This is a genomic window from Terrabacter sp. P5_B1, assembly GCF_056400505.1.
In genome coordinates, this window is record NZ_JBFULD010000003.1 from 15,685 (window position 1) to 41,547 (window position 25,863).

Annotated in this window: 23 protein-coding genes and 1 pseudogene; 15 read left to right on the forward strand and 9 right to left on the reverse strand. The window is 66.0% G+C overall.

The annotated features are described in order from the left end of the window. The first annotated feature begins 1 nt into the window (after window position 1). The gene (locus tag AC1DP0_RS00510) at window positions 2-1,432 is read left to right on the forward strand and encodes a patatin-like phospholipase family protein (protein ID WP_478081764.1); all 1,431 of its coding nucleotides are present in this window, start codon (window positions 2-4) and stop codon (window positions 1,430-1,432) included. 407 nt (window positions 1,433-1,839) lie between these two features. Here the strand turns inward: AC1DP0_RS00510 and AC1DP0_RS00515 are convergent, their stop codons facing one another. Beyond that, entirely contained in the window at window positions 1,840-2,352 is a 513-nt protein-coding gene (locus AC1DP0_RS00515) for a hypothetical protein (RefSeq protein ID WP_478081767.1), read from the reverse strand. An 863-nt stretch (window positions 2,353-3,215) separates the two neighbouring features. On the opposite strand from AC1DP0_RS00515, the gene AC1DP0_RS00520 reads away from it, so the two are divergent. Then, the gene (locus AC1DP0_RS00520) at window positions 3,216-3,842 is read left to right on the forward strand and encodes a hypothetical protein (protein ID WP_478081769.1); all 627 of its coding nucleotides are present in this window, start codon (window positions 3,216-3,218) and stop codon (window positions 3,840-3,842) included. 159 nt (window positions 3,843-4,001) lie between these two features. Here AC1DP0_RS00520 and AC1DP0_RS00525 read toward each other — a convergent pair whose 3' ends face one another. Then, a complete protein-coding gene (locus tag AC1DP0_RS00525; RefSeq protein WP_478081771.1) occupies window positions 4,002-5,240 on the reverse strand; it encodes an IS110 family RNA-guided transposase in 1,239 nt (412 codons plus the stop codon). 256 nt (window positions 5,241-5,496) lie between these two features. After that, window positions 5,497-6,213, reverse strand: coding sequence for a hypothetical protein (locus tag AC1DP0_RS00530; protein WP_478081773.1), 717 nt, complete (start codon window positions 6,211-6,213; stop codon window positions 5,497-5,499). Between the two features lie 59 nt (window positions 6,214-6,272). On the opposite strand from AC1DP0_RS00530, the pseudogene AC1DP0_RS00535 reads away from it, so the two are divergent. The 8 genes and pseudogenes from AC1DP0_RS00535 to AC1DP0_RS00570 form a co-directional block, all read left to right on the forward strand. Further along, a pseudogene (locus AC1DP0_RS00535) lies at window positions 6,273-6,539 on the forward strand (VOC family protein); the annotation flags it as partial. A 307-nt stretch (window positions 6,540-6,846) separates the two neighbouring features. Beyond that, complete coding sequence (locus AC1DP0_RS00540) at window positions 6,847-7,338, forward strand: Asp23/Gls24 family envelope stress response protein (protein ID WP_478081775.1); 492 nt, start codon at window positions 6,847-6,849, stop codon at window positions 7,336-7,338. Window positions 7,339-7,351: 13 nt separating this feature from the next. Next, the gene (locus AC1DP0_RS00545; RefSeq protein WP_478081777.1) at window positions 7,352-7,672 is read left to right on the forward strand and encodes a hypothetical protein; all 321 of its coding nucleotides are present in this window, start codon (window positions 7,352-7,354) and stop codon (window positions 7,670-7,672) included. Window positions 7,673-7,980: 308 nt separating this feature from the next. Further along, window positions 7,981-8,163: a hypothetical protein gene (locus AC1DP0_RS00550; RefSeq protein ID WP_478081779.1), complete on the forward strand. Its 183-nt coding sequence runs from the start codon at window positions 7,981-7,983 to the stop codon at window positions 8,161-8,163. Between the two features lie 50 nt (window positions 8,164-8,213). Beyond that, entirely contained in the window at window positions 8,214-8,600 is a 387-nt protein-coding gene (locus tag AC1DP0_RS00555; protein ID WP_478081781.1) for an Asp23/Gls24 family envelope stress response protein, read from the forward strand. A 1-nt stretch (window position 8,601) separates the two neighbouring features. Next, window positions 8,602-9,138: a DUF6286 domain-containing protein gene (locus AC1DP0_RS00560; RefSeq protein ID WP_478081783.1), complete on the forward strand. Its 537-nt coding sequence runs from the start codon at window positions 8,602-8,604 to the stop codon at window positions 9,136-9,138. Beyond that, window positions 9,135-9,713: an alkaline shock response membrane anchor protein AmaP gene (gene amaP / locus AC1DP0_RS00565; RefSeq protein ID WP_478081785.1), complete on the forward strand. Its 579-nt coding sequence runs from the start codon at window positions 9,135-9,137 to the stop codon at window positions 9,711-9,713. The genes AC1DP0_RS00560 and amaP overlap by 4 nt, the downstream gene beginning before the upstream one ends. 944 nt (window positions 9,714-10,657) lie before the next feature. Next, window positions 10,658-11,905, forward strand: a complete 1,248-nt coding sequence (locus AC1DP0_RS00570) for a ScoMcrA-related endonuclease (protein WP_478081787.1) — start codon at window positions 10,658-10,660, stop codon at window positions 11,903-11,905. A gap of 183 nt (window positions 11,906-12,088) precedes the next feature. Here the strand turns inward: AC1DP0_RS00570 and AC1DP0_RS00575 are convergent, their stop codons facing one another. Together AC1DP0_RS00575 and AC1DP0_RS00580 are read right to left on the reverse strand one after the other, a co-directional pair. Further along, window positions 12,089-12,871, reverse strand: coding sequence for a nuclease-related domain-containing protein (locus AC1DP0_RS00575; RefSeq protein ID WP_478081789.1), 783 nt, complete (start codon window positions 12,869-12,871; stop codon window positions 12,089-12,091). Window positions 12,872-13,095: 224 nt separating this feature from the next. Then, window positions 13,096-13,917 carry a GIY-YIG nuclease family protein gene (locus AC1DP0_RS00580; protein ID WP_478081791.1) on the reverse strand — a complete coding sequence of 274 codons (822 nt, stop codon included), beginning with the start codon at window positions 13,915-13,917 and terminating at the stop codon, window positions 13,096-13,098. Between the two features lie 2,823 nt (window positions 13,918-16,740). On the opposite strand from AC1DP0_RS00580, the gene AC1DP0_RS00585 reads away from it, so the two are divergent. Further along, a complete protein-coding gene (locus AC1DP0_RS00585) occupies window positions 16,741-16,992 on the forward strand; it encodes a hypothetical protein (protein WP_478081793.1) in 252 nt (83 codons plus the stop codon). A gap of 224 nt (window positions 16,993-17,216) precedes the next feature. Here AC1DP0_RS00585 and AC1DP0_RS00590 read toward each other — a convergent pair whose 3' ends face one another. The 3 genes from AC1DP0_RS00590 to AC1DP0_RS00600 form a co-directional block, all read right to left on the reverse strand. Continuing rightward, on the reverse strand, window positions 17,217-17,879 hold the full coding sequence (locus tag AC1DP0_RS00590) for a response regulator transcription factor (protein ID WP_478081795.1): 663 nt from the start codon (window positions 17,877-17,879) through the stop codon (window positions 17,217-17,219). Continuing rightward, window positions 17,876-19,873, reverse strand: coding sequence for a sensor histidine kinase (locus AC1DP0_RS00595; protein ID WP_478081797.1), 1,998 nt, complete (start codon window positions 19,871-19,873; stop codon window positions 17,876-17,878). The genes AC1DP0_RS00590 and AC1DP0_RS00595 overlap by 4 nt, the downstream gene beginning before the upstream one ends. A 107-nt stretch (window positions 19,874-19,980) precedes the next feature. After that, window positions 19,981-20,910: a hypothetical protein gene (locus tag AC1DP0_RS00600; protein WP_478081799.1), complete on the reverse strand. Its 930-nt coding sequence runs from the start codon at window positions 20,908-20,910 to the stop codon at window positions 19,981-19,983. A 363-nt stretch (window positions 20,911-21,273) separates the two neighbouring features. On the opposite strand from AC1DP0_RS00600, the gene AC1DP0_RS00605 reads away from it, so the two are divergent. Further along, window positions 21,274-22,146 (forward strand): tyrosine-type recombinase/integrase, encoded by an 873-nt coding sequence (locus AC1DP0_RS00605; protein ID WP_478081801.1) that lies wholly within the window; start codon window positions 21,274-21,276, stop codon window positions 22,144-22,146. A gap of 36 nt (window positions 22,147-22,182) precedes the next feature. Here the strand turns inward: AC1DP0_RS00605 and AC1DP0_RS00610 are convergent, their stop codons facing one another. After that, window positions 22,183-22,488: a hypothetical protein gene (locus AC1DP0_RS00610; RefSeq protein WP_478081803.1), complete on the reverse strand. Its 306-nt coding sequence runs from the start codon at window positions 22,486-22,488 to the stop codon at window positions 22,183-22,185. 532 nt (window positions 22,489-23,020) lie between these two features. On the opposite strand from AC1DP0_RS00610, the gene AC1DP0_RS00615 reads away from it, so the two are divergent. From AC1DP0_RS00615 to AC1DP0_RS00625, 3 genes are all read left to right on the forward strand, one after another. Beyond that, window positions 23,021-24,109: a hypothetical protein gene (locus AC1DP0_RS00615; RefSeq protein WP_478081805.1), complete on the forward strand. Its 1,089-nt coding sequence runs from the start codon at window positions 23,021-23,023 to the stop codon at window positions 24,107-24,109. Window positions 24,110-24,412: 303 nt separating this feature from the next. After that, a complete protein-coding gene (locus tag AC1DP0_RS00620; RefSeq protein ID WP_478081807.1) occupies window positions 24,413-24,622 on the forward strand; it encodes a helix-turn-helix domain-containing protein in 210 nt (69 codons plus the stop codon). Further along, a complete protein-coding gene (locus AC1DP0_RS00625; protein WP_478081809.1) occupies window positions 24,585-25,802 on the forward strand; it encodes a site-specific integrase in 1,218 nt (405 codons plus the stop codon). Before AC1DP0_RS00620 ends, AC1DP0_RS00625 begins: the two co-directional genes overlap by 38 nt. Window positions 25,803-25,863 lie beyond the last annotated feature (61 nt).

A 25,863-nucleotide genomic window follows, 5' to 3' on the forward strand; every position in this document is an offset into this window, starting at 1 on the left:
GATGACCGAGCCAACACCGAAACCCCGCCAGCACGTCGGCGTCGCGATCTCGGGCGGTGGCCACCGTGCGACGATGTGGGGACTCGGCACACTGCTTTATTTGGTGGATGCCGGCAAGCACCGCGAGGTGGCGACCATGTCATCGGTGTCCGGGGGCTCGATCTTGAACGGCGTCGTGGCCCATGAGGTCGACTACCCCGCGGTCGACCAGCGAACGTTCGACCACAAGGTGGCCCCACTGGTGCGCCACGCGGCCGACGTCGGGCTGTTCTTCTGGGGCCCGTCGACGAACGCCTACGTCATCTCGCTGTTCGCCGCCGTCGGCGTCGGCGTGCTCACGCTCGTCGTCGGAGTCGTGCTGCTGTGCATCGATGGGCTGACGTGGGGGTCCGGGATGACGGCACTCGGCGCGCTAGCCGTGCTTGCGCTAGCGGCCCAATTCTTCGAGTTGCGCTCCAAGGTGGTCGACCGAGCGCTGGCACGAACGCACTTCTCACGGGACGGGAAGGCGACGCGGCTTGCGGACGTAGCACGGTCGATCGACCACGTCGTGTGCGCCACAGAGCTCCAGTCCGGCGAGCACCTCTACCTCTCACCGCGATTTCTCTACTCCTACCGGATCGGCCAGGGCCGGCCCCGTGATCTGCGTCTATCCACGGCAGTACAAGCCTCCGCCTGCCTCCCCGGAGCGTTCTCACCGCGGCGGCTGAAGACAGCGTCGTATGGATTTACCGGCGGCATGGGAGGCGGTGCGAACGCCCCCCACGTTGTGCTCACCGACGGCGGGGTGTACGACAACATGGCCGACCAGTGGCTAGACGGTCTCGAGAGCCGGCTCCGGCGCTCCCCGACGCTTCCTGCAGTGGGCCGAAGCGTCGACGAGATCATCGTCGTCAACGGCTCAAGCCCGGTGCCGTGGACCACGATGAGGCGGGCCAGGCTAGTCCTTCTCGGCGAACTGGCCACGCTGATGCGGGTCAACAGCGTGATGTACCAGGTGACCACCGAGCGCCGCCGCTTCTCACTGGTGCACGAGTGGGACGAGGTGCAACGCGCGCTGGAACGCGGTCCGGCCTCGGGTCAGCGCGGCGCGTTCGTGCACATCGCGCAGTCGCCGTACACCGTCGCCGACTACTACCGACACTCGACGTCCTGGCCCGACCGCGCCGAGCGTGCGCGGTCAGTGCTCGAACTGCTGGGTGATGACACAGCCGCTCGCAAGCGATGGGAGGAGCTCGCGCGCGCGAGCCGCGAAGTCCCCACGGTCCTGCGCAAGCTCGGACACAAGACGACGGTTGACCTGCTCGAGCACTCCTACACCCTCAGCCTGTGCAACCTGCACGTGCTGTTGGGCTACCCATTGGGACCCCTGCCAACCCGAGACCGGTTTGAGCGGCTGCTCGGGGCTCGGGGAACCTCAGCGTCGACGTGACCGTGCCGCACGGAGGATGGGGTAACGATTCAGACAAAGCATGTGCCGCGTCCCGTCCACTTCGTCACTGCCCTCTCAACAAGGTCTGGTGATAACGGCTCAGAAGCTATGAGACGACTGCTGCATTACGGGAATCAGAGTCACAAGTTGCTCTTGCGTTCTCTCTTGGACGTAGCGGCCCATGAGGTCACGCGCGGTGCTCCGGCATAGCCAGAAGCCCAACATCAGCACCGTCCCTGTCGTTCTCCTCCAACTGCGCGGAACATGGTCTGGCGACGCTTCAGTAATGTCGATCGCCCCTGCGCGAAGAAAATGCCAGGACTGGTCAAAGTAGTGTCCTCCGGCCTTCGTTGCGCCGGACAGTGGGAACGTCGAAGCCCACTTGCGGCCTTTCCGCCGCGAGGGGGCTAGCCCGCCTTGAGGACGCGCCCAGCCTTTCGGTTAGCGAACGGACGACCGCCCCAGTCGGAGACGAACTGCGAGATGAGTGCGGACTCGACATCCTCAGCGTCCGCGTTGGGCGTCTCGCGCCACGCAACGACCAGGATCCCACTGTCGACCAACTGCCAAACGTATCTGCCGCCCCAGTGCCCGACTGGCTCCCCGGCACCATGCCTGCGGTACTCGTCGAGGCGCTTCGCCAGACCGCGCCTGCCGGACGCTCCGGCACTCGCCTTACCGATGTAGAGAACCTGCGCTCCTGGTACCCAAGCCTGTTCCAAAGTCTCCAGGGATACTGAGGGATCCTTGCCCTTGAACCACCCGGCAGAGCTGGTGCCGAGAAACGCCGGGTCATCCACTCGCTCCCGAAACACGAAGTAGACCCCGGGCCCTCGCGGCACGGCGGACGAGGGCAACTCAGCGAATGGCACGAAGCCTTCGAATCCGGCCTCGACCAGCCTCTCGCGCGTCCAGTCCATCGGGCCAGTTTGCATCAGGGCCAGACCCCGATGTGACCGCGACGGGACGAGCGTCTTTCCGCCGCGAAGCGGCCATGTCCTCCGCCGGGTGCAACGGCCGCCGCGGTGACGCCGGAGCAGGACACGTTGAAGGGGAGCCGTGTCCGTGATCAAGTGAGCTGGCGGCCTGCGGATCGTTGACTGACTCTCGGCTTCGCCCAGGACAGGCAACACGGGCGATCAGCACAGCCGGGAAGCGGGATGCGACGAACGTGGGCGGCAGTCGTGCCGTCTGGCTCGCTAGCCGCGAGGCTCTCCCCGAGCGCCCAGTTGCACCATCTGTGTGCGGCTGGAAGGTTCTCCAGCCCGTCGTCCCCGCCAAGTGCGCCGAGGGTCGCGTGATCTACCTAAGGATAGAGGCCATGGACCATCGAGACATCAGGTCGAGTGAAAGCCCGCAGATCTGGCAAGTCCAGTCATCCCTCTCCAGCACTGCCGAAGGCTGGCGGAGGTACTGCGGAGAACGGAAGTGGCGTCGCTTGCTGCGGGCTGCACGTAAGGCGGGCAGCCCAGACCAGTAGCGCCCCCGCGCATAAGCTGAAACGACCGAAGTCGTCTTCCAGGAAGGCGTCAGCTGCAACGAAGACGTACGGCGATGGAGGCGGCGCACCACAGGCGACGAGCTGGACGATGCGACAGCGGGCGAGCCCCTCGGCAGTCCCGGCCGATTTGGACTCCTCAGCCAACCGACGCCGGGGTTTCGCCGGCGAATGGATCCGCCGTCAAAATGAGCCATGCGGCGGTAGTCCAAGCGATACTTTGAGGTGCCAGGGCAGGAGGGATAGCAGTCCAGTCACGCCTGACCGACTGCCCCATCGGGTTTCATGGACGGGGTTCTCATGGCACCAGATATCGACTTGGCTCCGCTCGCGTCGTCCGTCATCGCGGGGGCCGCGGTGGCGGTAGCTGCATGGGTCAGCAGCCGCGACCCCCACCGGCACATCAAGTCATCGCTGCAGGTCCTGCGTGAGATGACTGCAGCCCAGATGGATGACAAGACTATCCGTCAGTGGAGGGGGATGGTCGAGCAGCAAGCCCTCGACACGACGTCGAAGATGCGCAACCTCAAAGTTCTCGCGGGGCTGGTAAGCATCGGGTTCCTCGCAGTTGTCGCCTCCTGGGTTGTGGGGGAACGTCCGGTAGGCACGGCTCTCTACATCATCGGCATCACTCTCGTCTCCGGTGGCGTGCTATACCTCGGCGGGGTTGTCTACTTCGCACCGCAAGGCAAAAACCAGCAGAAGAAGACCGCGCCAGACGAGGATGAGAAGACAAACAAGGAGAAGGCCAATTCCGGAGTGGCTGGTGACGGGTACCTACCGCAGGATTCCGACCCTGCAAGTTCCCCCGTTCCTCCGACTGACCCCAGAGGTCTTCGTGGGGAGACGCCCTCCCGAAGATGGCTCGGGTGGATTCGGCGCACCAAGGGTCGAGCAGGGCCGGCCTCGTAGGGCCTCACCGCCAACCGCCTGCTCGGCGGCGGCATCGGGGCCGGTATCAGCCGGCGCTGACGCGTGGCCAAGACACGGCCACGCGACTTGCCTGATGCCCGCTAGTCACCGCTGCATGTCGCCGCGAAGCGGCCACGTCCTACCGGCTCCCTTCTGTTGTCAAGCAGTGACTTCGAGGGCTCTTGTGCGGTCGGTCTTCCGTGGTGTGGCTGCCGGGCGTAGCGTCGGTCGCGCGGGCCCGGGAAGTGGCTGATCCGAAGTGCCGGTACGCGGGTGTGAGCCGGCCGCGCTGGATTCTTGAGTCGCCCCGCAGTGCCCTCCCGGGCCCGCGTCGACCCACTCTGCCGTAGCGGCTTCGGCGTCGGCGTCGGCCACAAGCTGGCGATACATCGCGTCGGAGATCTTGCGCTTGAGGCACCGCAGGGCCTCGAGGGGCTTCTTGCCCTCGGCGCGCTTGCGTCGGTAATAGGCCCGGCCGTCGCTGTCGAGGCGTATCTGGCTGATCGCGGCAATGTGAATCATGTGGTTCATCCGCCGGTTCCCCGCCCGCGACAGCCGATGCCGGTCATGCTCACCGGAGGACGCGTCCAGGGGCGCGGTGCCGGTCCAGGACGCGAACCGGTTCCGGTCGGCGAACCTAGCGATGTCACCGACGTCGGCCAGCGTGCGGGCCGCGACGACGGGTCCGACACCGCGCAGGTCCATCAGGCGTGACCCGCGGGCCAGGACGATGGCCTTGAGCTCGGCACTGGACTTCTTGATCTTCGCGTCGAGGGCGACCAGCTCGGCGAGCTCTTCGGAGGCGATTCGCCGTCGGGTCTTGCCGGCGATGTCGCGGGGGCGGACAGAGGCGAGCATCGTCTTGGCCTGCAGGGTCGTGATGTCCTTCTTCGCTTGTCCCGGAAGGAGTTCCGCGAGCAACGCCTGCAGCCGGTTGACGGTCTGCACCCGCCGGTGGGAGAGCGCCTCCCGGCGGTCGGTGAGCATCCGCAGCGCCTCGAGCTCCCCGTCGACCTGCAGCACCCGAAGCCCAGCGGTGCGCACGGCGACGACCGCGATCGAGTGCGCGTCCAACGCGTCGGTCTTCCGGTTATGGCCGGTGTCGAAGAGGCGCACCCGGGCGGCGAGCTTCGCCGGGACGTCGAGGACATGCTCGCCGTCCTCGAGGAGCCGCTGCGCCAGCGGCCGGCCAGCGCCGTTGGCACCCTCGACCGCCCAGACCCGTTGCGGCCAGGCCTTCGCGTAGGCGCGCATCGCGGTGTAGCCGGCTTGGTCGGTGGTGAACCGGCCCGAGCCGAGGAACCACTCCCGGTCGTCGACGACCTCGATCGTCGCGGACAGCTTGTGCGGGTCGACCCCGATGATCACCTGTTGGGTGCTCTGCTGCGTCTGTTCCATGTGCTGCTCCCGCCTGTGCTCGTGCCGATGGGGACGGCGAGGTGGGCAGTGCTACTACGAGCAGGGCAGTCCCTTCTTGAGCCACGCCTCGTCAACGGTGACCGCCGGGCACGCAGACCGGTAGTGAGCCACACCGATCAACCCTGGTGGGCAGCCGCTTGGAGAGCTGCCCGCCGATCACCTGGATCGAGTCTGGCCGGACAACGATCCTGAAGGAATCGTCTAGTAGCCGCCTGTTCGGCGGACACGGTGGGTCTCACAGTGGGAGTGCGAGCAGGGCCCGGGCACCGTGCCCGTTGGGTGTGACATAGCGGACGCCCACCTGCCGCGTGACCGGCGAGTAGTGACCCCGCAATCGACCCGCGTGCCCGTCGACGGAAAGAGCGAAGTAGCGTAATCCGGCCGCCGGCATACCAGCAGGGAACGTCTTCACCGCCGTGAGAAGGTAGCTCGCAGCCACTACATTTCCAGGCGCCACGGCAAGCACCCGGATGGCCACCCCGGCAGAGATGAGTCGGCGAAGTTTGTGCACCACTTCCTTGCTCATGCGCCACTGGCGGTAGACGGACTGGCGCACGTCGCCTTGGACGTGTCCATGGATGAGGTTGAGGGGGACCACGACCGCTGGTCCGACTTCCACCGGTGTCAGCGTTCGGCGAGGGCTGCCATTGAGCGGATTTAGGCTTGCCGCCAGGGCTGCGGCAGGAGCGAGCTGCTTTGTGCCGTGACCACCTATACCGTTCACCAAGCGGACGTTTGCTGCCGTCAACGCCTGTAGGACTGCGGTCTCCACGATCAGGGCCACGCTGTCACCAACGTGCGACGCCAAGATTGTGACGGTTTGGCCGCGCCGGGCATGCAGCGAGGCGTGCGCGCGGAGAGGGTCGCCCTTCCCCGTGTAAAAGTACGGGCCCTCCCTATCCTCGCCCCGAACCAAGTAGGTGCCCACCCAAGGCCTGTCGCTCAGTTTCATGCCATCCCTCCCCGGACGCCAGCGCATCCATTCCAGTGTGCTTCGCCCAAGCATGTGTCACTGCGGACGGGAACGGTCGTCTCGAGCTCTTCGAGTACATCCACCCCAACGCAAAGCGACGGAACCCACCCGACCGAACGAGATCGGCATGCACCGCGTTGCCTTCTCGGTCGATGACCTCGACGAGGCTCTCTAGATTGCTGCCGCGCACCGGTTGCCATGCGCTACGCGGCGTAGCGACCTACGAAGACGTCTACAAGCTGACGTATGTCCGCGGCCCCAGCGGCATCATCGTGATGCTCGCGGAGGAGCTCAAGAAGAGCTGACAGTATCGATCCTCAACCGGGTGCCGGGGGATGGCACGTGCGCACGAGGGCGGCGTGTCAAAGGTGAGTCACTCCGCCGCGTTGGGATCCGGTGGGAAGTGACTCTGGCGCGGGTAGCGATGATGGCGCCCGTCATCGTCAAGAAGCGAGAGCGGCACCTCACCGACGTCGACGCAGGAGCGAGCCTGCCCGGCGGTTCTTCGCGGCAGATGAAGGGGAGCGTTGATGGCGCGCTACGGTGGGGGGGTACGTCTCTACCGGGAGCCCAGAAGCCGGCTTCCCTCCTGCGAAGTGGCCTAGGAGCAAAATGAGTACGAGCAATCCCAGCACCGCCCAGTCGAGCGGATCCGACAAAGGGCCGGCGACCGAGGTTTCGACGTCAGGGTCGGGCTCCCCTTCGAAACTGCAGACATCGCAGGGCAATACGACCATCTCTGACAGTGTGGTCCAGAAGATCGCAGGTGTCTCGGCCCGTGAGGTGTCGGGCGTCTACGCCCTGGGCGGCGGAGCAGCCCGCACCCTCGGGGCGCTCCGGGAGCGCATCCCAGGCTCTTCGCAATCGGTGGGACAGGGTGTCTCCGTCGAGGTGGGAGAGCGTCAGGCCGCCATCGACCTCGACATCGTCACTGAGTACGGCATCTCCATCGTGGAGCTGAGCAGAGCCGTCCGGCGCAATGTCATCGAGGCGGTCGAGGGCATGACGGGTCTTCAGGTGACCGAGGTGAACGTGATGGTGAACGACGTCCACCTGCCGACCGACGACTCCCAGTCAGAGGAAACCCAGCGCCGGGTCGAGTGACGGGTCCCCACGCATGCCTGCACAGGAACTGCTCGACGTCGACTTGCTGGCGGCGGCCGTGGTCGCGTGCCCTGCCGTGGCCCGACTGCATCCCGGCGGCACGAAGTTCGTGGCGACCTACCTCCCCGGCCGTCGCGTCGTCGGGGTTCGTGTCGAGGAGGACCGAGTACTCGTGTCGGTCGTCCTGTCGCGAGGCACACCGGTGCGGACACTCGAGAAGCAGGTCCGAGGTGCGTTGGCGGCGTTGGTCGAGGGTCGAGACGTTGACGTCCATGTCGCTGACGTGGAGACGGGCGACCCGGCGGACGAGTTCCCTCCTGAAGGACCCGTATGAAGGCCGAACCGGAGCCCCTTCGGACGACGCGCTCCGATGTGGAGGCTCGTCGTCGTCGACGGGCAGTCATGCGGGCACACCATCCTGACCTGGGCGGCGATCCGGCCGAGTTCATCGAAGTCCTTCGGCGCCTCGACCAGGGCTCGGAAACCGAAGGGCCACCCACGGAGGTGCGTTTCGTCAGACGCCGGCGGTGGTGGGTTCTGGACCCACCCCGGCCCTTCCGCACTCGACGGCCCAGACGGGTCCATTGAACCACTCGCACATCAACCGACGACACACCGCACCGCGTCTCCATGGAGGTAGATATGCACCCCGCGATTGTTGGACTCTTCACTGGCTTGATCCTCGGACTTGCATGGGCTGCGCGCGGGTTCGAGGGCCTGGTCATCACGGCCGCGCTCGGCATCATCGGCTTGGTGGTCGGCAAGGTGGTGGCTGGCGACGTCGACATCAATCAGTACCTCGGCGGGGGCCGATCGTCACGATGAACGCGACAGCCTTCGAAGCCGTCGACCGGCCGCAAGCGATGCCGAGCTCGGTGACCGGCAAGGACATCACCCCCAGTCCGCGCGACGACGCCGGCCGACTCGAGGTCGCCGACCAGGTGGTCGAAAAGGTCGCGAGCCACGCCGTGTCCCTCGTTTCAGGGGCGGCAGCCGCACCCAGACGCCTACTCGGGGTGAATCTCGGCGACGCGCGGCCCAGCGATGCCGCCAGCGTGAGCGCGGACGTGAAGGACGGGATCGCGCGCATCCAAGCCACCATCGCAGTGAAGTGGCCCCGGTCTGTGCGGACGGTCGCGGACGAGGTTCGCCGACGCATCCGCCACGATGTCACCTCGCTCACCGGGGTCCAGGTCGCGCACATCGACGTCGAGGTCGTATCGATGACGGTCCCCAAGTCGACGCGGCCGCGGGTCAGATGACATGACAGCGACTCAGTGGTTGACGCGCGCCCTCGCCGCCCTTCTGGCGCTGGCTCTGCTCCTGGCCTCACTGCTCGTCGTCGTGGAGGTGGCGCTGGCCGCGGCGGGCCAGGCCCCGTGGCTGGTGGACTTCACACAGTGGACCGCGTGGATGAGCGAGCGAAACTGGGACGACCGGACGGTGAGGACGATCTTGGTCGGCCTGCTCCTTGTTGGGCTGCTTCTGCTCGTCCTCACCTTGCGCCGCGGCAAGCCCGCGACCCTGTCCCTTCGTCCTCGCACGTCGGGAGTGGACGTCAAGGCCTCGCGCAAGAGCGTGGAGCGGTCTCTGGCTGCCGCCGCTTCCCGCACGTCGGGTGTCACATCGGCCGATGCCTCGGTCAGACGTCGCAAAGCGCGCATCGAGGCTCGGGGCAGCCGCCCGGAGTCCGGCCTCGCCCAAGATGTGGAGTCGGCGGCGCGGGCCCGCTTGGACTCGCTGGGCCTGGCCCGGGAACGGCGCCTCGACGTTCAGATCTACGCGAAGGACCGGCGATGAGAAGCCGAGTCGACACCGTCAACCGGGTCCTGCTCCTCCTGCTGGGGCTGCTCCTCGTCGTTGCCGCAGGACTGGGCCTCGCCCTGAGCCTGGGCGTCTTCGGCACCACGCGGGCGGCCAGCCCTGTGTTCTCAGGAGAGCTACGCACCTACCCTGACAACAATCCATGGTTCTGGTGGGCGGTGGCCGGTGCCGCGCTTCTGGTTGCAGTTCTGGCGCTGCTGTGGCTGCTTGCCCAGATCCGGACTCACCGGGTCTCCCGGCTGGATCGCACCACGGACGCTCGGGAGGGCTACACGACCCTGCATGCCGCAGCCCTGACCGGGGCGATCGAGGACGAAGTCGAAGACATCTCCGGCGTGACCGGTGCCTCTGCCCGGCTGCACGACCGGCCGCACCTCGGGCTGGCCCTCGTCGTCGACATCACCGACACCGTCGACATCGACAAGCTGCGCACGCATCTGGAAGACGTCGTCGTTGCCCACGTCCGTGACGTGGTCGACGAACCCGACTTCCCCGTGAACATAGAGCTCCGTCCCGACCTAAAGCGCACTCCGGCACGCACCGTCGCCTGAACAAACCGGATCCCATGACCCGGGCACTTCGAGCGGAGCCCTCATGGAGCGGACGGCTCCGTCAGGGCGGTGACGGCGCCGAGCTGGGAACGCCCCGGCGCGACACGTTGTCGGGACCGTCATCGCCTGGCCTGGCCGGACAACCACGACGTGACACAGGTATGCGCATGGGAGCGCAGTGTGCCGCGGCTGCTCGGCGGCGCCGAGTCCGTCCTGGCCGAGGACACCACCGCCCTGACCGCAGCCTGGCAGGCCGGCTCATTTCCTCGGCTCGCCGACAGCGGGCCCCACGTCCCAGGAGACACACCCTCCCCAGTGTGACGAGGAGGCCCCCACCCCACAGTTCCGAGGGTTTGTAGGGGCGACCGGGCGAACACGGCGAGGTGGCTGAGCCTACAACTCAGGCTCAAAATGACCGCTCAAGACCCGCCGCCGGGTGGTCAACGAAGCTACCTCGAAACATGCGTCCTTTCGCCGCGAAGCGACCACATTCTTCCGCCGCCCAGGAATCAGGCCTCGTGGCTGCGACTGAGGAGGCTGGTTGACGAGCAACGGCTCGCTATAGGGATAACGCCCTATCGACTTCAGGCCACATGAGCCCGACAGCCAAGTGGGTACAGGCGCTGACGACCGCGACCGGGGGCGCCCACCGCGCGAAGGCGTCGGCCGATGCCGCGGCTCAACCGAGCACTCGGTTGGGAGAACGGCTCCTCTTGGAGGATCGCGGCCGGCGAGCGCATCGAGCAATCCGTCCCACCGATCCCGCCCGGGATCTCGCCGCCGCGCTCACCAGCCTTCTGCTCGAGGAGCAGCGCTGGGCATTGCCAGAGTGCAGCGGGTCCGAATGAGCGCATTTTGAACTGCGACGACGCGGGTTCCATGCTCTGGGTCGCCCGGTCGAGCACGTAACAAGGCACAATCCGGAATCTTGATACCTTGCGAACATGCGGCTTCTAACGTCAGACCTGCACGAGATTGACGCGGCGTTCGACATCGGCCCCATCCAGGAAGACGGTCGATTCGGTATCACCATCGAGAGCGCTGGCGGCTCAGCCGTCAGCGGAGGAACGCGCAATCCCGACTACCCACGCCTCCTCGAGGAACTACTCCGGCGTGCCGCTGGGCTGGGGGCTTCCATAGAAGATGCCGTCGTCGACAGCCGCCGCGTGGCTGGGCTGAGCGAAGAGGAACGTCGCATTCACATCGACGGGCGCCCGTACCCGTTTACGGCAGGCCCGAGCGAGGACTTTGAAGAGCTGCGCAGAAGTTTCACCCGACCCCAAGGAGACATTGGGAGCAGTCGCAAGGTGGGTGGGGGCAACCAGCGCAAGCGCATCACAATCACGTTCGGCATGACCCGCCCTGTAGACCGGTTGGAACTCATGCGCAACCTGCGTGCAGTGGAAGTGGCCTCTCGCCTCCGGAGGACGGGTCTTGCCTCAGGGCTGACCCAGGCGCAGGTCGAGGCGGCGATCGAACGATGGCGAGCGATCGGTCAGGAGGCATTCCTGGCTGAGTTTGGCGCGCCACGCGCCCACAAGTACGTGGTGGTCGATGGCGACTTCGAGATCGACGCGATGGCGTTGCTTCTGGGGGCGAGAGCCATGGCGGGATTGGATGTTGAGGGCCCCTGGCGCGGGGATCGTGTCAACGTTGCAGTTCCTCTTCGCGAGCTGGGTTTCGGCGTGGACGATCTGGAGCATCCGCGGGAGGCTCCTCTCGGAGGTGACCCCGCCAAGTACGTGGATCTTGCCAGTCGGCTTGGAGGTACCGATGTGGCCCTCAAGCGCATGGGTCGGCGCGAGCAGCGATACCTCCGTGGTGCGCTGGGGATCGGATCCGGCGATCCGCACGCCACGGGAACATGTGGGATGTGCGGGCGAGTGCTGCCTGAGTCGTTGCTGGTAGCTGCTCACATCAAGCCGCGGCATTTATGTACGGATGCCGAGCGGCTGGACATGCCCAGTGTGGGCTGGCCTCTTTGCCTTCTAGGTTGTGACGCTCTGTTCGAGCAGGGCTTTGTCAGCGTGACTCATGGTGGGCGGGTGGAGGCACTCCGCGGCTTGGCGGGCTTGCCACCCGATTTGCGCAAAGACGTCGAGTTGCTTGTGGAAACTGTGGCGGTCGGGTGGACGTCGTCACGGCAGGGGTACTTTCACGCGCATAGGAAGTATCGGTTGAGCCGGGACTGACAACGTCCTTCGCGAGGACGCAGTGGTCGACGCGGGCCCAGAGCACAGCGGACCTTCGCCGAAGGCACTTTAGCGAGGCCTGTCCATGTCGCCTCGACATTCCCTGCGTCGCAGCAGTCAACGGGTCTTGGGTCAGGATCTGGGTTGCGTCACACCACCGCGTGTCGGGCGCACCGGATCCCTTCAAGCAGCAGGTAGTGCGTGGGCGAGCTTTCGGTGCATCTCGGCGATGGTGTGGGTGGCGAAGGACCCTTCCGCTTCCAGCTGGGGGTAGAGCTTTCTGGGCCATAGGGCTTGCACCCCACGTGTGGTGAAGGTGCCGCCGATGAGGGGCCAGTCTGCTTCGACGAAGCAGAGCACGCCGTGGACCGGGACCTCGATGTCGAGCAGTCCGCGTACGACGTCGATTTGCTTGAGCACTCCGTCGACGAGTTTGGTGCAGTCGCGTGAACCGATAAGCAGTCGTTCCTCGCGGGGCCGCAAGAGGCCGCCGTCGACCTTGAGGCGAGGACGGCCTTGGTACTTCTTGGCATCGATGACATAGACGCCGTTGGCGGTCACGGCGAGGTGGTCGATGTTCGCCCTGCTCTTCGGGATCCGCCGGTCATGCAACAGCCGGACGGTGTCTGATGCCAAGCGGTCGAGGCCTTTGCCGAGTCGTTCTTCTCCAGCGGCGCCGACGTCCCAGGCAGTCGTTGACTGTCGCTCGTCGGAGAGTGCAAGGATGAGGCCGCCCAGTTTCGGGTGCTCGGTCCGGATGCGTTCTTCACGCCTCGCCGTACGCCGCTCAAACTCACGCCGCGCTGACGCTCCCGCGGTGCCGGCCTCAACGACGTCCACGACAGCGGACTCGATCACTGCCGCGGCGGGGGGCTCGAGCACTCCCATGACCGCGGGCTCGCCCGGAGTCCTTGCATCGTGATTGATGCATCGGACGCTCTTGGTCGTCCGCTCGTAGATCGCCACGGCGCCGGCGTGGAGTTGCGTCTCACAGACCCGACAAGCGCCGGCGCAGCGCAGACGCATGCGCTTCCCTTCGAATCCCCCGTCCACGAGATCACCGTATGGGAAACGATCCCCGTGAGAATGGGGAAACGGCAAAGGCAATTGCCTCCTTCCGTCGCGAGAAGGGCACGTTCCTTCACACGGGTGGGGCTAGTTCAGCCGGAGGACGGTTCCGCCGAAGCCCGTCAATTCACGTTGAGGCCGAAGGTGCGCGACAGCAGCTTGTACTTCCAGTAGGACTCGATCTGCTCGATGGAGGCGTCCGGGGTGTTCTCGTCGACCACCTCAAGCACCGACACCTGGTAGCGGCGCCGCCCACCCGATGCGGCTCTCCTGAGCCCGATGTTCCCTCCGTGGCCGTCGGTGGCGTACTCCATCCAGCGGCCAAACAGGCTGTCCGCGCCCTTGGCCGAACCGACATATTGGCGGCCTGAGTCGAGGTCGACCAAGAGGTACACGCCTTTGACGCTGCGGAGGACTTGTTGCCAGCCGTTAGGGAGCGTCGGGATGTCGTCGACCGGGCGGACAAACTCGCGGAAGCCCGGAAAACGGGGCTCGTACTGCTCGGCGATCTCGATCACAGGCTTGGGCTGGTTCGCTGCCCGCTGGACCCAGCTCCGCGTCCCGGCACCCCAGGCGATGACAACCCTGTCCCGGTAGTCGGCCAACTGGTCCAGCAGTGTGAGGTCGTAGCGGAAGTGCCCGGAGATGTCGTGTTTCAGCAGCGCATCGGTACTACCGGACGGACATCGACCGACTCCGTCGACTCGATAGATCCCGACAAAGACCGTCTTCTGCGCCTCGGTAACGACGAACTCGGCGAGGAAGCCACCGATCGGAAACCTGTCCTTGCTCTGGACGCTCTGGTAACTCTCGAACGCGTCCCGGTCGTTCAGCCACGCCTCGTACAGCCGGCCACGTCCCAGCCGGCTGTCTTGGTGTCGAACCAGGCGCACTCCGGTGCTTTCGATCCCCTCCAGAGCCAGCAGGTCGTTGAAAGTCAGCAATGTCCATCTCCAAGAAGTGTGTCTGGCCCAAAGCGCTAGACAACCACACGGCGTGCGCGCTCCCTCTGCTGATCACCGACCAGAGGCCCGTCCGACCCGTGACGATCTCTCCGACCGCGGACCACGACGTGCGGCATTCCACCGCGAAGAGGCAACAACCGGACGAGGCCGCAGCGCTCTGCATCTTGCACGTCCCTTCACCGAGAGTGGGGGTGACAGCGCAGACGGTACGGCGCGTTCCGGTCTCGGTCCGGTAGAGCGGCGGCATACTCACGCCATGGGTGAGTTCTGGACCGCGACGGTCTCCAATGCCCTCGGCGGCCTTCTGAGCGGCATTCTGCTGCTCCTCGCCGCCGGAGGTTTCGGCCTCCTGGTGTCTCGACTGGCGGCCCGACGGGGGAACCGGCCGAGCACCAAGGAGGCCAACACTTTCCTCGCCACATCCCTCACCCTGTCTTTGGCCGCAGTGGGAACGCTCGTCGTGACGGAGAATTCCGCGCCCGTCCTCTGGATCGTGGGCGGCCTCATCGTGGCCGCTCTCGTCGTTCTAGATATGTTGATCTACACGCTTCTCGCTGCCGACTGGGTCGCGCGCTGGAAGCTTCGCGACGAAGAGGCTCGGCGCCGCTTCGATGAACTGACCCACGTGGCTAGCGTGCCGACCCGGCCCGCACCTAGGCGACATGGCCCCGGACATCGACGGCGCCGCGTCGCCGCAGAACGGCACGTGGGGGTAGCACCTTCTCGGCCTGATCGCTCGCGGAATTGGTCCCCGGGATGGAGACGGTGCTCATCCTCCGCAGGCCTTTCGGGTATCGGCGTTAGTGTCGATGGTTCGGATGGTCCCGGTGTGCCGCTGCCTTGGCAGGGACCTCCATGGCACGTGCCGCATGCCGCTTCGAAGTAGTTCAGCTTGCGTCTATCCGCCGCGAAGCGGCAGCGTCCAAGATCACGGTCTGTGGACGCGGGGGGCATATCAGTGCGCGTCCGCCGCGCGGTGGCATGGATGACGAACACGACGGTTTCGCTGTTTTGAACGTTGGGAGATGCCTTTCGTTGGCCTACCTGTCCTCGAGTGCTCGAAGGCCCCCAAGCACGTCTTGAGGCATGAGAATCCCCGCACTGTTGATGGTTGGGGCTCCGGCCGCCTCGTCCACGTTGATATGCGGGACCGCAAATGTCATTGGTCGCCCGCCAGCGTCTGCTGGACGGTAGTCGCCATATGCAAGACGTGCCTCGCGTACCGCCCGTACCGCGTCTTCGCCCTGCGGTGGCACAGCCAAGGTGAGCGTCCACTCGCTAGGCCTATGGACGTACCAACGATCCCCGCGTGGATAGAGGGCCAACACGGTGTGCACAGGCGCTGGCGGGTCCACAGGCCAGAGGGCTCGGTCCATAGCGTGAAGTGCGTCAGAGATACGGGGCCAAGCGTCGCGAAGATACTTCGAAACCCCGGCAAGGACGTCTAGTCGTGAACTTGACTGCTGTGCGAGCACCCGCTCGAGCAACTGGCACCACCAGTTCATGCCCTCGACATAGGCGAGTGCGGCCAAGCGCAGGTCTGGTCCGACTCGGAGCACCATGCTCCCACGGATGGTCTCGCGAGTTCCGTGGAGTCCTCCGGCCGCGCCGTGCATGACCCCTGACAGGATGCGGTAGCCGTCGTAAGCATCCGGGTACTCATGCTCGTTCRCCCGATCCCTGAACGTTCGGGGAGTGAAGCCGCGTCGGTACGCGGTCCCGTAGGCATCCAATGCCTGAGCAAGCGGTTGACGGGCGACCCGCTGCATCTCGCGCTGCCACTTCGTCTGCCTCGGTCTATGACCTCCTCCCGGCGCCCGGAAGTAGAGGGCGCGTTGGGCAATGAGGTCGTCTGTCACATGAGTATGGGACATGTAGCGCTCTGTCATGTCGGACGACGTCGTGACGTCCGCATAGTTGACCAAGTGCTCGCAGAGCGCACGTGCCGCCCGTGCGGCTGACCGGCCATCGCCACGGACGACATGGTCAACCAGAGCGAGCACGTCGTTCATCGCATGGTGAAGGACGCTGTACGCGGCCTCACTGTCCGGCCGGTACATGTCAGGCGACGCCCCGACCACGAACGCGTGAAAGGCACTCAGCATCGTGGCGGTCTCTTCGTCGAGTCGCTCACGCAAGTCCTCCGGCCAGGGATGGAGCCTGGGTCCCTCGTCAGCTCTCGCCTCAACACCCCTGCGCATCTGAGTGGTACTTACGTTGATGGGTCCGAAGGCGCCGCTCGATCCGTTAACCACTACTGCAGGATGCACTAGAAGAGGACCCTAGACGCTTTACCGCCGCTCTCAACCATGCGCGCGCATCTCCCGTAACCGAGGGGTGATCGCGCGGACCCTGCCTAAGGTGAAACGAGCAGACAACAGCACCCGCTCCCGGCGGACCAGAAACGTGGTGAGAGGTGTGTCTATCCGCCGCCTGACGGGCGGCCTCCAACCGCCAAGAGGCTACGAGCACGGGCGCCGCCCTTGGGCCGTCCTCGGTTAGGCGAGTGTGGGCAGATCGACATGCGCCATCATCTTGCTGTTGGCTGTCGCGAGGCCACCGGTGTCGAGCGCTTCCGTCCCTCGTGCGACCCTTCTCTCCTTCGAGCCAACCAGCAGAATGACCGGTGGCAGATCACGGGGAGAGTCAATGAAGTTCACAGCAGGCGTCCTTCTCTTCGCGATGGCACTCGCTGGATGCGGCAAAGCGGCCGATCCCACGGCCCAGGTGCCTTCGACGACAGCCGCGTCAGGACCCACGCGATTTGCAGATGCTCGCGACGCTTGCGGGATCGGAAGTCAAGTGAGCGTGGACGACGGCGGTCGCACGGTCACCGTTAGTGGCATCGGCAAGGACGAGAAGGGCGCGTCGCTACGTATGGAGCAGACCGACTGCCTCCTGGAAAAGCTCAACGTAAGCAGTGCAGTCAAGAAGCACATGGAGACCACCCGGGCTCTCGACGGTCAGCAGACCGACGAGTGGGACGGCATCAAAGCGCGCTGGACCTATCACCCTGACGACGGGCTCAATTTGATCCTGCAAGACACGCAGTAGTACTTGTAGCTGTCTGCAGGAGCAGGGCGGCGTTCGGTGCGGTGAAGCGCTGCGGCTCCTTTCCGAGCCCGCTAGACCCTGCACGGACACCGCCCCTGGACACTCGATCTAGGTGAGTCCTACCGCCGCGAGTCGTCCGCTGTTTCGAGCAACGGGGTCTGGCGAGTGAGGATGTACATTCGGCCGGCACGCTTTGGAGCTGACGATGGGATGGCGATTCCGGCTCAGCGGGGTCGACGTGAGCTGACTGGCAGTCCAGCGTCGCGGGCCAGAACGATGGCCTCAGCTCTGGTTGCTGCCCCAATCTTGGTCAAAATGTTGGAGACGTGGTTGCGAACCGTTTTCAGGCTCAGGACGTAGTTGTCGGCGATCTCGGCGTTTGAAAAGCCGCTCGCGACCATTGCCAGTACGTCGTGCTCGCGGGGGCTCAACTGGGGGAACACCGTGGTGGTCGAGGCGCGACCGCCGGTGGTGAGATGGCGGGTGATCCGATCAACCACCGAGCCGTCGAAGAGACCGTCGCCGGCGGCGACGGTGCGGATGGCGTGGGCGATGTCCGCGGGCGACGCGGACTTCAGCAGGTAGCCGTGCGCGCCGGCCCGCAGCGCGGCGTAAACGGCTGCGTCGTCATCGGCACTCGTCAGAACGAGCACCTGGCAGCCGGGGGCTATCTCGCGTAGCCGAGCGAGTGCGCTGTTCGCGCTGCCGTCGGCGAGGCCGAGGTCGACGACCGCAATGTGGGGCTGGGTGGAGGCGACCTGCGTGAGCAACCCTTCGACGGTGCTGGTGGTTGCGACAACTTCGAGGCCGTGAAGGCCTTCGATCAGGGCTTCCAACGCGTCCCGGAACAGGGGGTGGTCTTCGGCAAGCACAACCCGGATGTTCATGACTGTGTCCAGGCTGGAAGCGTGAGGAGTACCCGAGTGCCTCCACGTTCGCGGGCGCCGAGAACGAGCGTTCCTCCGCAGGCCTGGGCACGCTCGCGTGCCGACCGCAGCCCGTTCCCGTCGCGGTGGGCCCCGCCTGGCCCACCGCCGTCGTCGGTGATGGCTACGAGCAGGTCTCCCGCGGCAGCAGTGATCTCGACGTGACATCGGCTGGCGCCGGCGTGTCGTGCGGCGTTGGCCATGGCCTCGACCGTGACCAGGTAGGCGGCCTCCTCCACGTGCGAATCCAGCGCGGGGAGCCCATCCAGCGCGTCGATCTCGAAACGCAGGCCTGCCACGGCTTCGAGTTCCGCAGCGCGGTGCTCCAAGGCGGGCACGAGGCCGACGTCGTCCAGGCCGGGCGGTCGAAGCCCGGCGAGGAGTGCCTTAAGGATTGTCGAGCCGGCGCCGGCCTCGTGCTCTATGCGATCCAGCAGGGCCGATATGCCGGGGTCGCCTGGCGCACGTAGCTGGGCAGCAGCTGCGGCTAGCGCGATCCCCGCCAGGGTAGGGCTGACGCTGTCGTGCAGTGCTCGGCTCATAACTGCGCGCTCCTCGATCCAGCCGCGCCTGAGTCGCTCTCGGCTCTGGGCCAGCTCTTCGACGAGGCTGCTGGCGTACAGAGCCGGGCCTGCCTGACGGGCAAGGTCCGAGAGCAGTCGGCGGTCGGCGATGGTGAGGGCGCTTTGGCCCGTCCTTGCCCCAACGGAAAGCTGCGCCAGCCGGTCACCGCCGAAGGAGATGTCGAAGTGGTCTATCCGCTGGGGGTTTGGTTCCTGGCCGATGACCGCCAGCGGGGACGACACCAAGACTGGTGCCGAGCCGGCTGCCGAGGCCAACGCGGTTGCCCGGTGCAGGGCGACGTAGGGAAGTCGCAGGGTCTCGGCGATGGTGCGGACGATGATCTGCGGCAGCTGGAATGGGTCCACGGCATCGCCCAGGCTCGCCGACAGGGACCCGAGCACCCGGTCGGGCCGGTCCCGGTCGCCGAACATGGCGCGGTCGATGATCGATCGTGCAACGCGGTAAAGAGGGCCGAGTGCAGCCACCGTGACGCTAGCGGCGAGCAGGGGACGCCACTGGGGGCCGCCCCCGCCGGTCGCCGAAGCCACCAGGGTCGCGACCGCGGCGTAGACACCAAAGAGCAGCAACGACAGAAGTGTCGCCACAGCCACCCGGTTGACCATGACCTCGATACCGAAGAGGTGGTGGCGCAAAACGGACACGCCTAGCGCGCACGGCAGCGCCGCCAACACCAACGCAAACAGGACCGCGGACACCACCGGACTCCCGAGCTCGTCCCGTCCGGTGAGAGCCAGATAGGTCCCGGTCAGGGCGTAGAACGCAGCGAGAGCCCCGGCCGTTGCGACGAACGGCGTCAGCTGAGCTCGCCGCTGGCCTTGCGCGCGCCTCCACTGCCACGTCAGGGCCACGGCACGAAGCATGCCTGAGGCCAGGATCACCACTCCGGCCACCGTGCCCGTCACGGATGAAAGCAGGGACATCTGTCCGTCGCCCTGGTCGACAAGCACGGGAACGCCGGCAACGACCGCGGCCAGCTGCGTCACGAGGACCGCCCGCCACCACCGCGAGACCGGCACCCCGTCGGGGAAGACGACAAGCAGCACTGGAAGCATCGGCAGGGTGGTCACCCACAGCGCGACGGTCAGACTGCCCAACGGCCCTTCAACGTGGGCTGGCACGGCTGCGTGACCGCTTACATAGGGCCACAGCCCGATCGCCTCGTCCAGGAGGGTTACTGCTGTGCCGAGCGTGAACACGGCGATGACCCGGGTGACTGCTGCGCCGGGCAGCCGGGCGCACAGGAGCACGCTTACGGGCACACACGCCACCAAGGCCGCAGCGCTCGGCCAGCCACCGTCGTAGTCCGCGACGACCACCCGCGGCGCAACGGCCAGCCACAAGGCCACCGCGACGATGCCGATCGCCGCCACGACCGTGGCCCGCAGCTGCGCGAGGCGATTCGTGCTCACTCTGATCAGTCTCCTCTGCGCACTCAGGGGTGGGTCCGGATCGGCCGACGCCGATCCGGGCCGTCCCCCTACTTCAGAACCACCACGTGGTGCATGCCCTCGAACACGCGCGAGACGCCCGAGTGGTCGTCGCGGACCTCGTCGAAGAGCGCATAAGTGCCTGCCGGCAGGTCCCAGCTCAATTGCGCTGTGCGTCCGGGTGAGATGACGACGAAGGCGGTCGTGGGCCCGCCGATGAAGAAGCCGGGGTCACCCTGCGCGCCTGCGTCCAACCAGGCCTGGAGGAAGGCATCAGTTGTGCCGGCATTGACCGGCCACACGTTCAACGACTGGATCGACCCGGTCCGGTTCCGCAGGGTCACGGTCCCCGTCGCGGGCAGCGCGCCGCGGACCTCTATGCGGTTCCCTGGCGTGAACGCAATCAGAGGCTGCGCGACTAGCGCGCGGCTCGGTTGCTCGGGCCCGTTCCCGGATACCCGGAGGCGGATCATGTGCCTGGTCCCCTCGACAGCATCCTGGCTGTCCTGGATGTAGTACACCCCCGGGGTGAGCGGCTGAGTCACCGAAACCATCCGCCCCTTGGTCACCTCAGCTAGACCGACGAACACCGCGTGTCGCGACAAGTCACGCGTCGCCAGAGCCGCAATGGCTTGATCGTCGGAGAACTCGTGCTGCCAGTCGAGCCGGACGTCATCCAGCGTCGAGGACCCACGCAGCCGGAACATGGTGGCGGATCCGACGTCCAAGTCGGGTGCCCTTAGCGTGAAAGTGACCACGCCGGCTCGGACCTCGTCGCGGCTCAGGGTCATCCCGTTCGAGTCGAACGTGAGCACGACTGAGCCGCGAGCGTCTGGCCCGGCGACGGCCGGCGGCGCGCCGAGCAGTACTCCAACCACGGCGAGCACCAAGGCGATGGGAGCGATCGTGCGCCGAACCGCGTGCCTGAGTCCGCCAGCCCCGTGACGGCCGAAGTAGAGAATGGCTTCTGCCCGTTTCATGGCTCCTCCAAAGAGTTGAGTGAGCCTTCAGGTAACCCGGCAGCCCGGTCCCGGCGCTGCGGGCATCAGTCCCTCCCCAGCGGGAATCACGATCGGGACCCAGCGGCTGCGTCAGGGACGGCCCTCCCAGTCAGGCCCTGCCAGTCACGCGAACCATGCGGCGCTGAACGTGGCCGGTCGGGCTGGTTATGTGGAGGTGCGTCTTATCGCCGCCTGCGGAGGCGAGCAAAGTACGGGTCTAGCGTCGATGCGCCTAGATGCCCGACCGMGTTGGCGGCGAGCGGGGTCTGGCCGAAGTCAGTCGCCGCGTGAGGTGACTCAATGTCCGCTCCCACGACTCTTCTACCGTTCCAGCCTGCGACGATGTCAACGGCGCAACTGGCGGCGGTTTCTTACTTGGCCCGCTACTCCGGGCGCACTCACTCCCTCTACGCATTCCAGTTGAGGCAGTGGTTCGCCTGGTGCGAGGCCAACGGGCTCGACGCCTTGGCCGGTATCCAGCGAGCCCACGTCGAGCTCTACATCCGCGGACTTGGTGACCGCGGGCTCATGGACTCCTCGGTCAACACGATGATGCACGCCGTCCGCGGCTACTTCCGCTTCGCCCACATCGACGGCCTCATCACCGCCGACCCAGCCGTCTACGCTCGACTGCCCAAGATCCACCGCGACGAATCCCGCACCCAAGGACTCGACTGCCTCGAGCTGATCCGCTTCCTCCAAGTCGCCCAGACCATCACCGTCCACCACGGCGCCCTCGCCTACCTGCTCGGCATCAACGCCCTGCGCGCCTCCGAGGCCGCGGCCGTGCGGATCGAGGACTACGCCGACACCCTCCGCGGTCACCGCGTCCTGCACCTAATCGGCAAAGGCAACAAGCCTGCCACCATGCCCGTGACCGTCCCCGTGCTCCGTGCACTCGAGGCCTGCCGCGGCCAACGAACGGCGGGGCCGCTGGTCCTACGGCCGGTCTCCGGCAAGCCGGTCGACCGACGCGACGTGTACCGGATGGTCGCCCGCATCGCGAAGAGCGCCGGGATCCCGCGGCACATCAGCCCCCACTCGCTACGGCACGCCGCCATCACCAACGCACTTGACGCCGGCGTGCCGCTACGCGACGCGCAGATTCTCGCCCGGCACGCCGACCCGCGAACCACTGAGCACTACGACCGCGCCCGCGGCAACCTCGACCGACACGGCGTTCACTTCCTCACCGCCTACGTCGCAGGCGTCTGACTTGCGGTGCGACACCAGCGTCAACTCCGCCGCGTCTCACGCGGGCGACCACCTCTTGAAACAAGCTCGCGCTTCGGCCATCCACGTCAGCGTTCCCTCGGTGAAGCCGTCACCGGGTTCCCCCGTCTGTGCGTTGACGACCAGTACAGCGAGCGATGGCTCACCGGCCGCGATGCACTCGTCGGAAACGAGGTCAAGCACGCGGTTCAGGTGGTGGCTCAACGGGACCTGGGAGTCGAAGTCAATCGCCTTGGCGAGTTCCCCATAGGTGAGCGTCGAGCGGCGCATCGCAGCGGTGATTAGCGCTGGTCGCGCAAGAGCGGCTAGCCGGTCGTAGTCCATTGATTCTCCTCGAGTCCGGTGCACTCATCTTGGCGCACACCCAGCTGAGGACGACCGATTCAGAGACGGAGGTCTGAGGTGCCGTATTGCACTCAGATCCGCGACGGGCAACCGTTGGCCTCGTGACCTTTGATGTGGACTGAACGCCCCTCAGCACTGAACATTGCCGAAATCTTGGCGGGCCCGCGCGGTTCCGCCGACGATCAAGCAGATGTGCGTCACACCGCCGCGAGCCGACCGTCCATCGCGGCCTCTGGCCAAGGGTCCGGGCGCCAGCACGCTGCACCAAGGACTCCTCACCGGCGGTGATGTTGATCCCTGGGACCGGCGGCAGCGGGTTACCGCGTGGCGGACCACCTCGGCTTCCACGCCAGATGTCGTGGGCGCCTAACCGGCGCCCCGCTCTCGTGGACCTTGACGGTTTACCGTCCTCCCCGAAGACAGGTGGCCCAGTGTGGCTCCAGCGTGCCCGAACGACGAGCGGGGCCGAGGAAAACGGGAAGCCATCCGGGCGGGATGACAAGATCACGCTATGAGTGGCGATGGGCTGTTCCATATCGACGGAGAGGGCGCCCTGGTCTCCATGGTCCCGACTCCCTACGAGTACGAGAGCGTGCTCCAAGAGCTGCTGGAATCGCATCCTGACCTGTTGGCCGGTGGTCAGATGACGCCCGAGGCTCCTCGACGATGGCTACTGATGCGACGCGAACAGCCCGTCCCCGACCGTGAGGAGTCGTCGGGACGCTGGAGCGTTGATCACCTCTTCGTGGATCAGGACGCGGTGCCAACGCTCGTAGAGGTCAAGCGATCGACTGACACCCGGATTCGCCGAGAAGTAGTCGGGCAGATGCTCGACTATGCGGCTAACGGCGTTCGTTACTGGCCGCTAGGCGATCTGCGGGCGTCGCTGATCAAGACCCAAGAAGAGATCGGGAACGACCCGGAGACCGAGGTTCGCCGACTCCTCGACGACCCGAACGTCACCGTCGACGACTTCTTCTCGGCAATAGCCGACAACCTCAGGGCGGGTCGGATCCGCATGGTCTTCGTCGCAGACGTCATACCTGACGAACTGATGCGCATCACGGAATTCCTGAACGAGCAGATGAACCCGGCGCAGGTGTTCGCGGTCGAGGTGAAGCAATACCGAGCGGAAGGCTATCCCGGGACTGTGATCGTGCCCGCCGTGTACGGACGGACCGCGGCCGCCTCGCTCAAAGCCTCTGGAGGGCGGCGGACGCCGACTCGTGAAGAAGCGCTCGCATCGTCCAAGCCGGACACCATTCGATTGATCGAACTGGCTACTCAGCTGGCCCAAGAGCTCGGCCTCTTGGTGCAGGAGACGCCATCTGGCGCTCTCCTGAAGACCCGAGACCTAGCCTCGGTCGCCAACGTCTACCTTGCGAACTGGGACACTCTGGAGATACCGATCCAGCCCCTGCGTGACCGCGGCTGGACCAATGAAGCGGATGCAATCGCCGCGAAGGTGCAGGCGATTACGAGGAAGCGGCTGACCCCAAAGGCGCCGAACCTCCCCAGCGGGGACGCGGTGGCGGGGTGGGACACGGTTCGCGATGTGATTATGCAGATCACGTCGCTCTACCGAGCGACGGGAGCTTGACGCGGGGCACTCTGCAAACCGACCTGGATCAGCCCCGACGTCATCGTCAGGACCCGCGACTGGGGTTTGCCGCGTTGGCCAGCAGACTTTGACGTCGAGCACCAGGACCCTCACGCTTCATGCGTCACTTCGCCGCGAGTCGGCCCGACAGCCACGGGTTGGCGGAGCCTCGGTGGACTGCCGCTCGGCATGATCAACGGCCCAGAGTCGATCCAGCACCAGGTCCGCGTAGCAACGCCAGTGGACTTCCGATAGTGGCCCCTCGATCCCGTTCGTGTCGCAGGATCACTTGAAGGAGACCTGATGACAGCCGTTGCCGAACGCGTCCTGTACAACATCCCCGACGTGATGGCGCTGCTCAGCATGAGCCGCTCGGTCATCTACGAGCAGATTCGCGCCGGCCGCCTCGAGACCGTGCACCAAGGCCGCCGCTGCTACGTGACCGCCAACGCCATGGAGCGTTACGTGGCACTGCTTGAGTTCGAAGCTGATCACCATGGCGGCGCGGCGTAGCCGGGGCGAAGGCGGCGTTCACTACTCCGAGAGCCGCCAGCGCTGGATCGCGACCGCCCAGGTGGGGTTCCTGCCCAACGGCAAGCGCATCGTCAAGACAGGTGCGGGAAAGACCAAGACCGAGGCGAAGGCGAAGCTCAAGGAACTGCTTCGGAACCGCGAGGATGGCATCCAGGCGATTGCCCGGATAACAGTAGCTGCCGCAGTCGAGGACTGGCTGGAGTTCGGCCTGAGCGGTCGATCCGTGAAGACGGTCACGACCTGCCGAATCCTTGCCGAAAGGCACATCATCCCGGATCTGGGTGCGCGCAAGCTGCACCAGCTGACCGCCGAGGACGTGGACCGATGGCTCAAGGGGAAGTCGTCGGACCTCTCCAGATCGACGCTGCAACGCCTGCTCTCGATATTGCGACGCGCCCTGACCCGACAGGTGGCTCGCGACCGGCTCCGCCGCAATGTGGCCCTCCACTGCGAGGTCCCGCACGGCAGGGCCGGCCGCCCGTCAAAGGCTCTGTCCCTCGATCAGGCGACGGCCGTCCTAAAGGCTGTCGAAGGCACCGAGATGGAGGCATATGTGACGGTCAGCCTGCTGACCGGCTCCCGCACCGAGGAACTCAGAGCCCTCACGTGGTCCCATCTCGACCTCGAAGGAGACGCCGACGCCGACCCTCCGCGGCCGCCAAGCATCCAGGTGTGGCGTTCCGTCCGTGAAGGAGGCGACACTAAGACCCGCATGTCACGCCGTACCCTCCGGCTCCCGGACCGAGCGGTGGACTCCCTCCGTCGCCACCTGGATGCCCAGAACGCTTGGCGTAGCGAGATCACGGACGCGTGGCGGGAGCACGATCTCGTCTTCTGCACCCGCGAGGGCCTGCCGCTGGACCCCGCCAATGTACGGCGATCCTTCCGCGCCGTGGTGAGCAGGGCCGGACTCGACGACCAGGTGTGGACGCCTCGGGAGCTGCGCCACAGCTTCGTCTCACTCATGTCAGACGCCGGCGTGCCGTTGGAGGACATCTCGCGCCTCGTCGGGCACCGCAGCACGACCGTGACCGAGGCCGTCTACCGCAAGCAGTTACGCCCAGTACTGACCCAAGGGACCGAGGCCATGGACCGACTCTTCCGGGCACCAGACAGATCTTCTGACCGACCCGACGAGCCCTCGAAAACGGATCCTTAGTCAAGCAGTTAGTCAAGCATCACCGCTTCGGAGCCGATCGGACCCCCGAACGAAGCAGCCC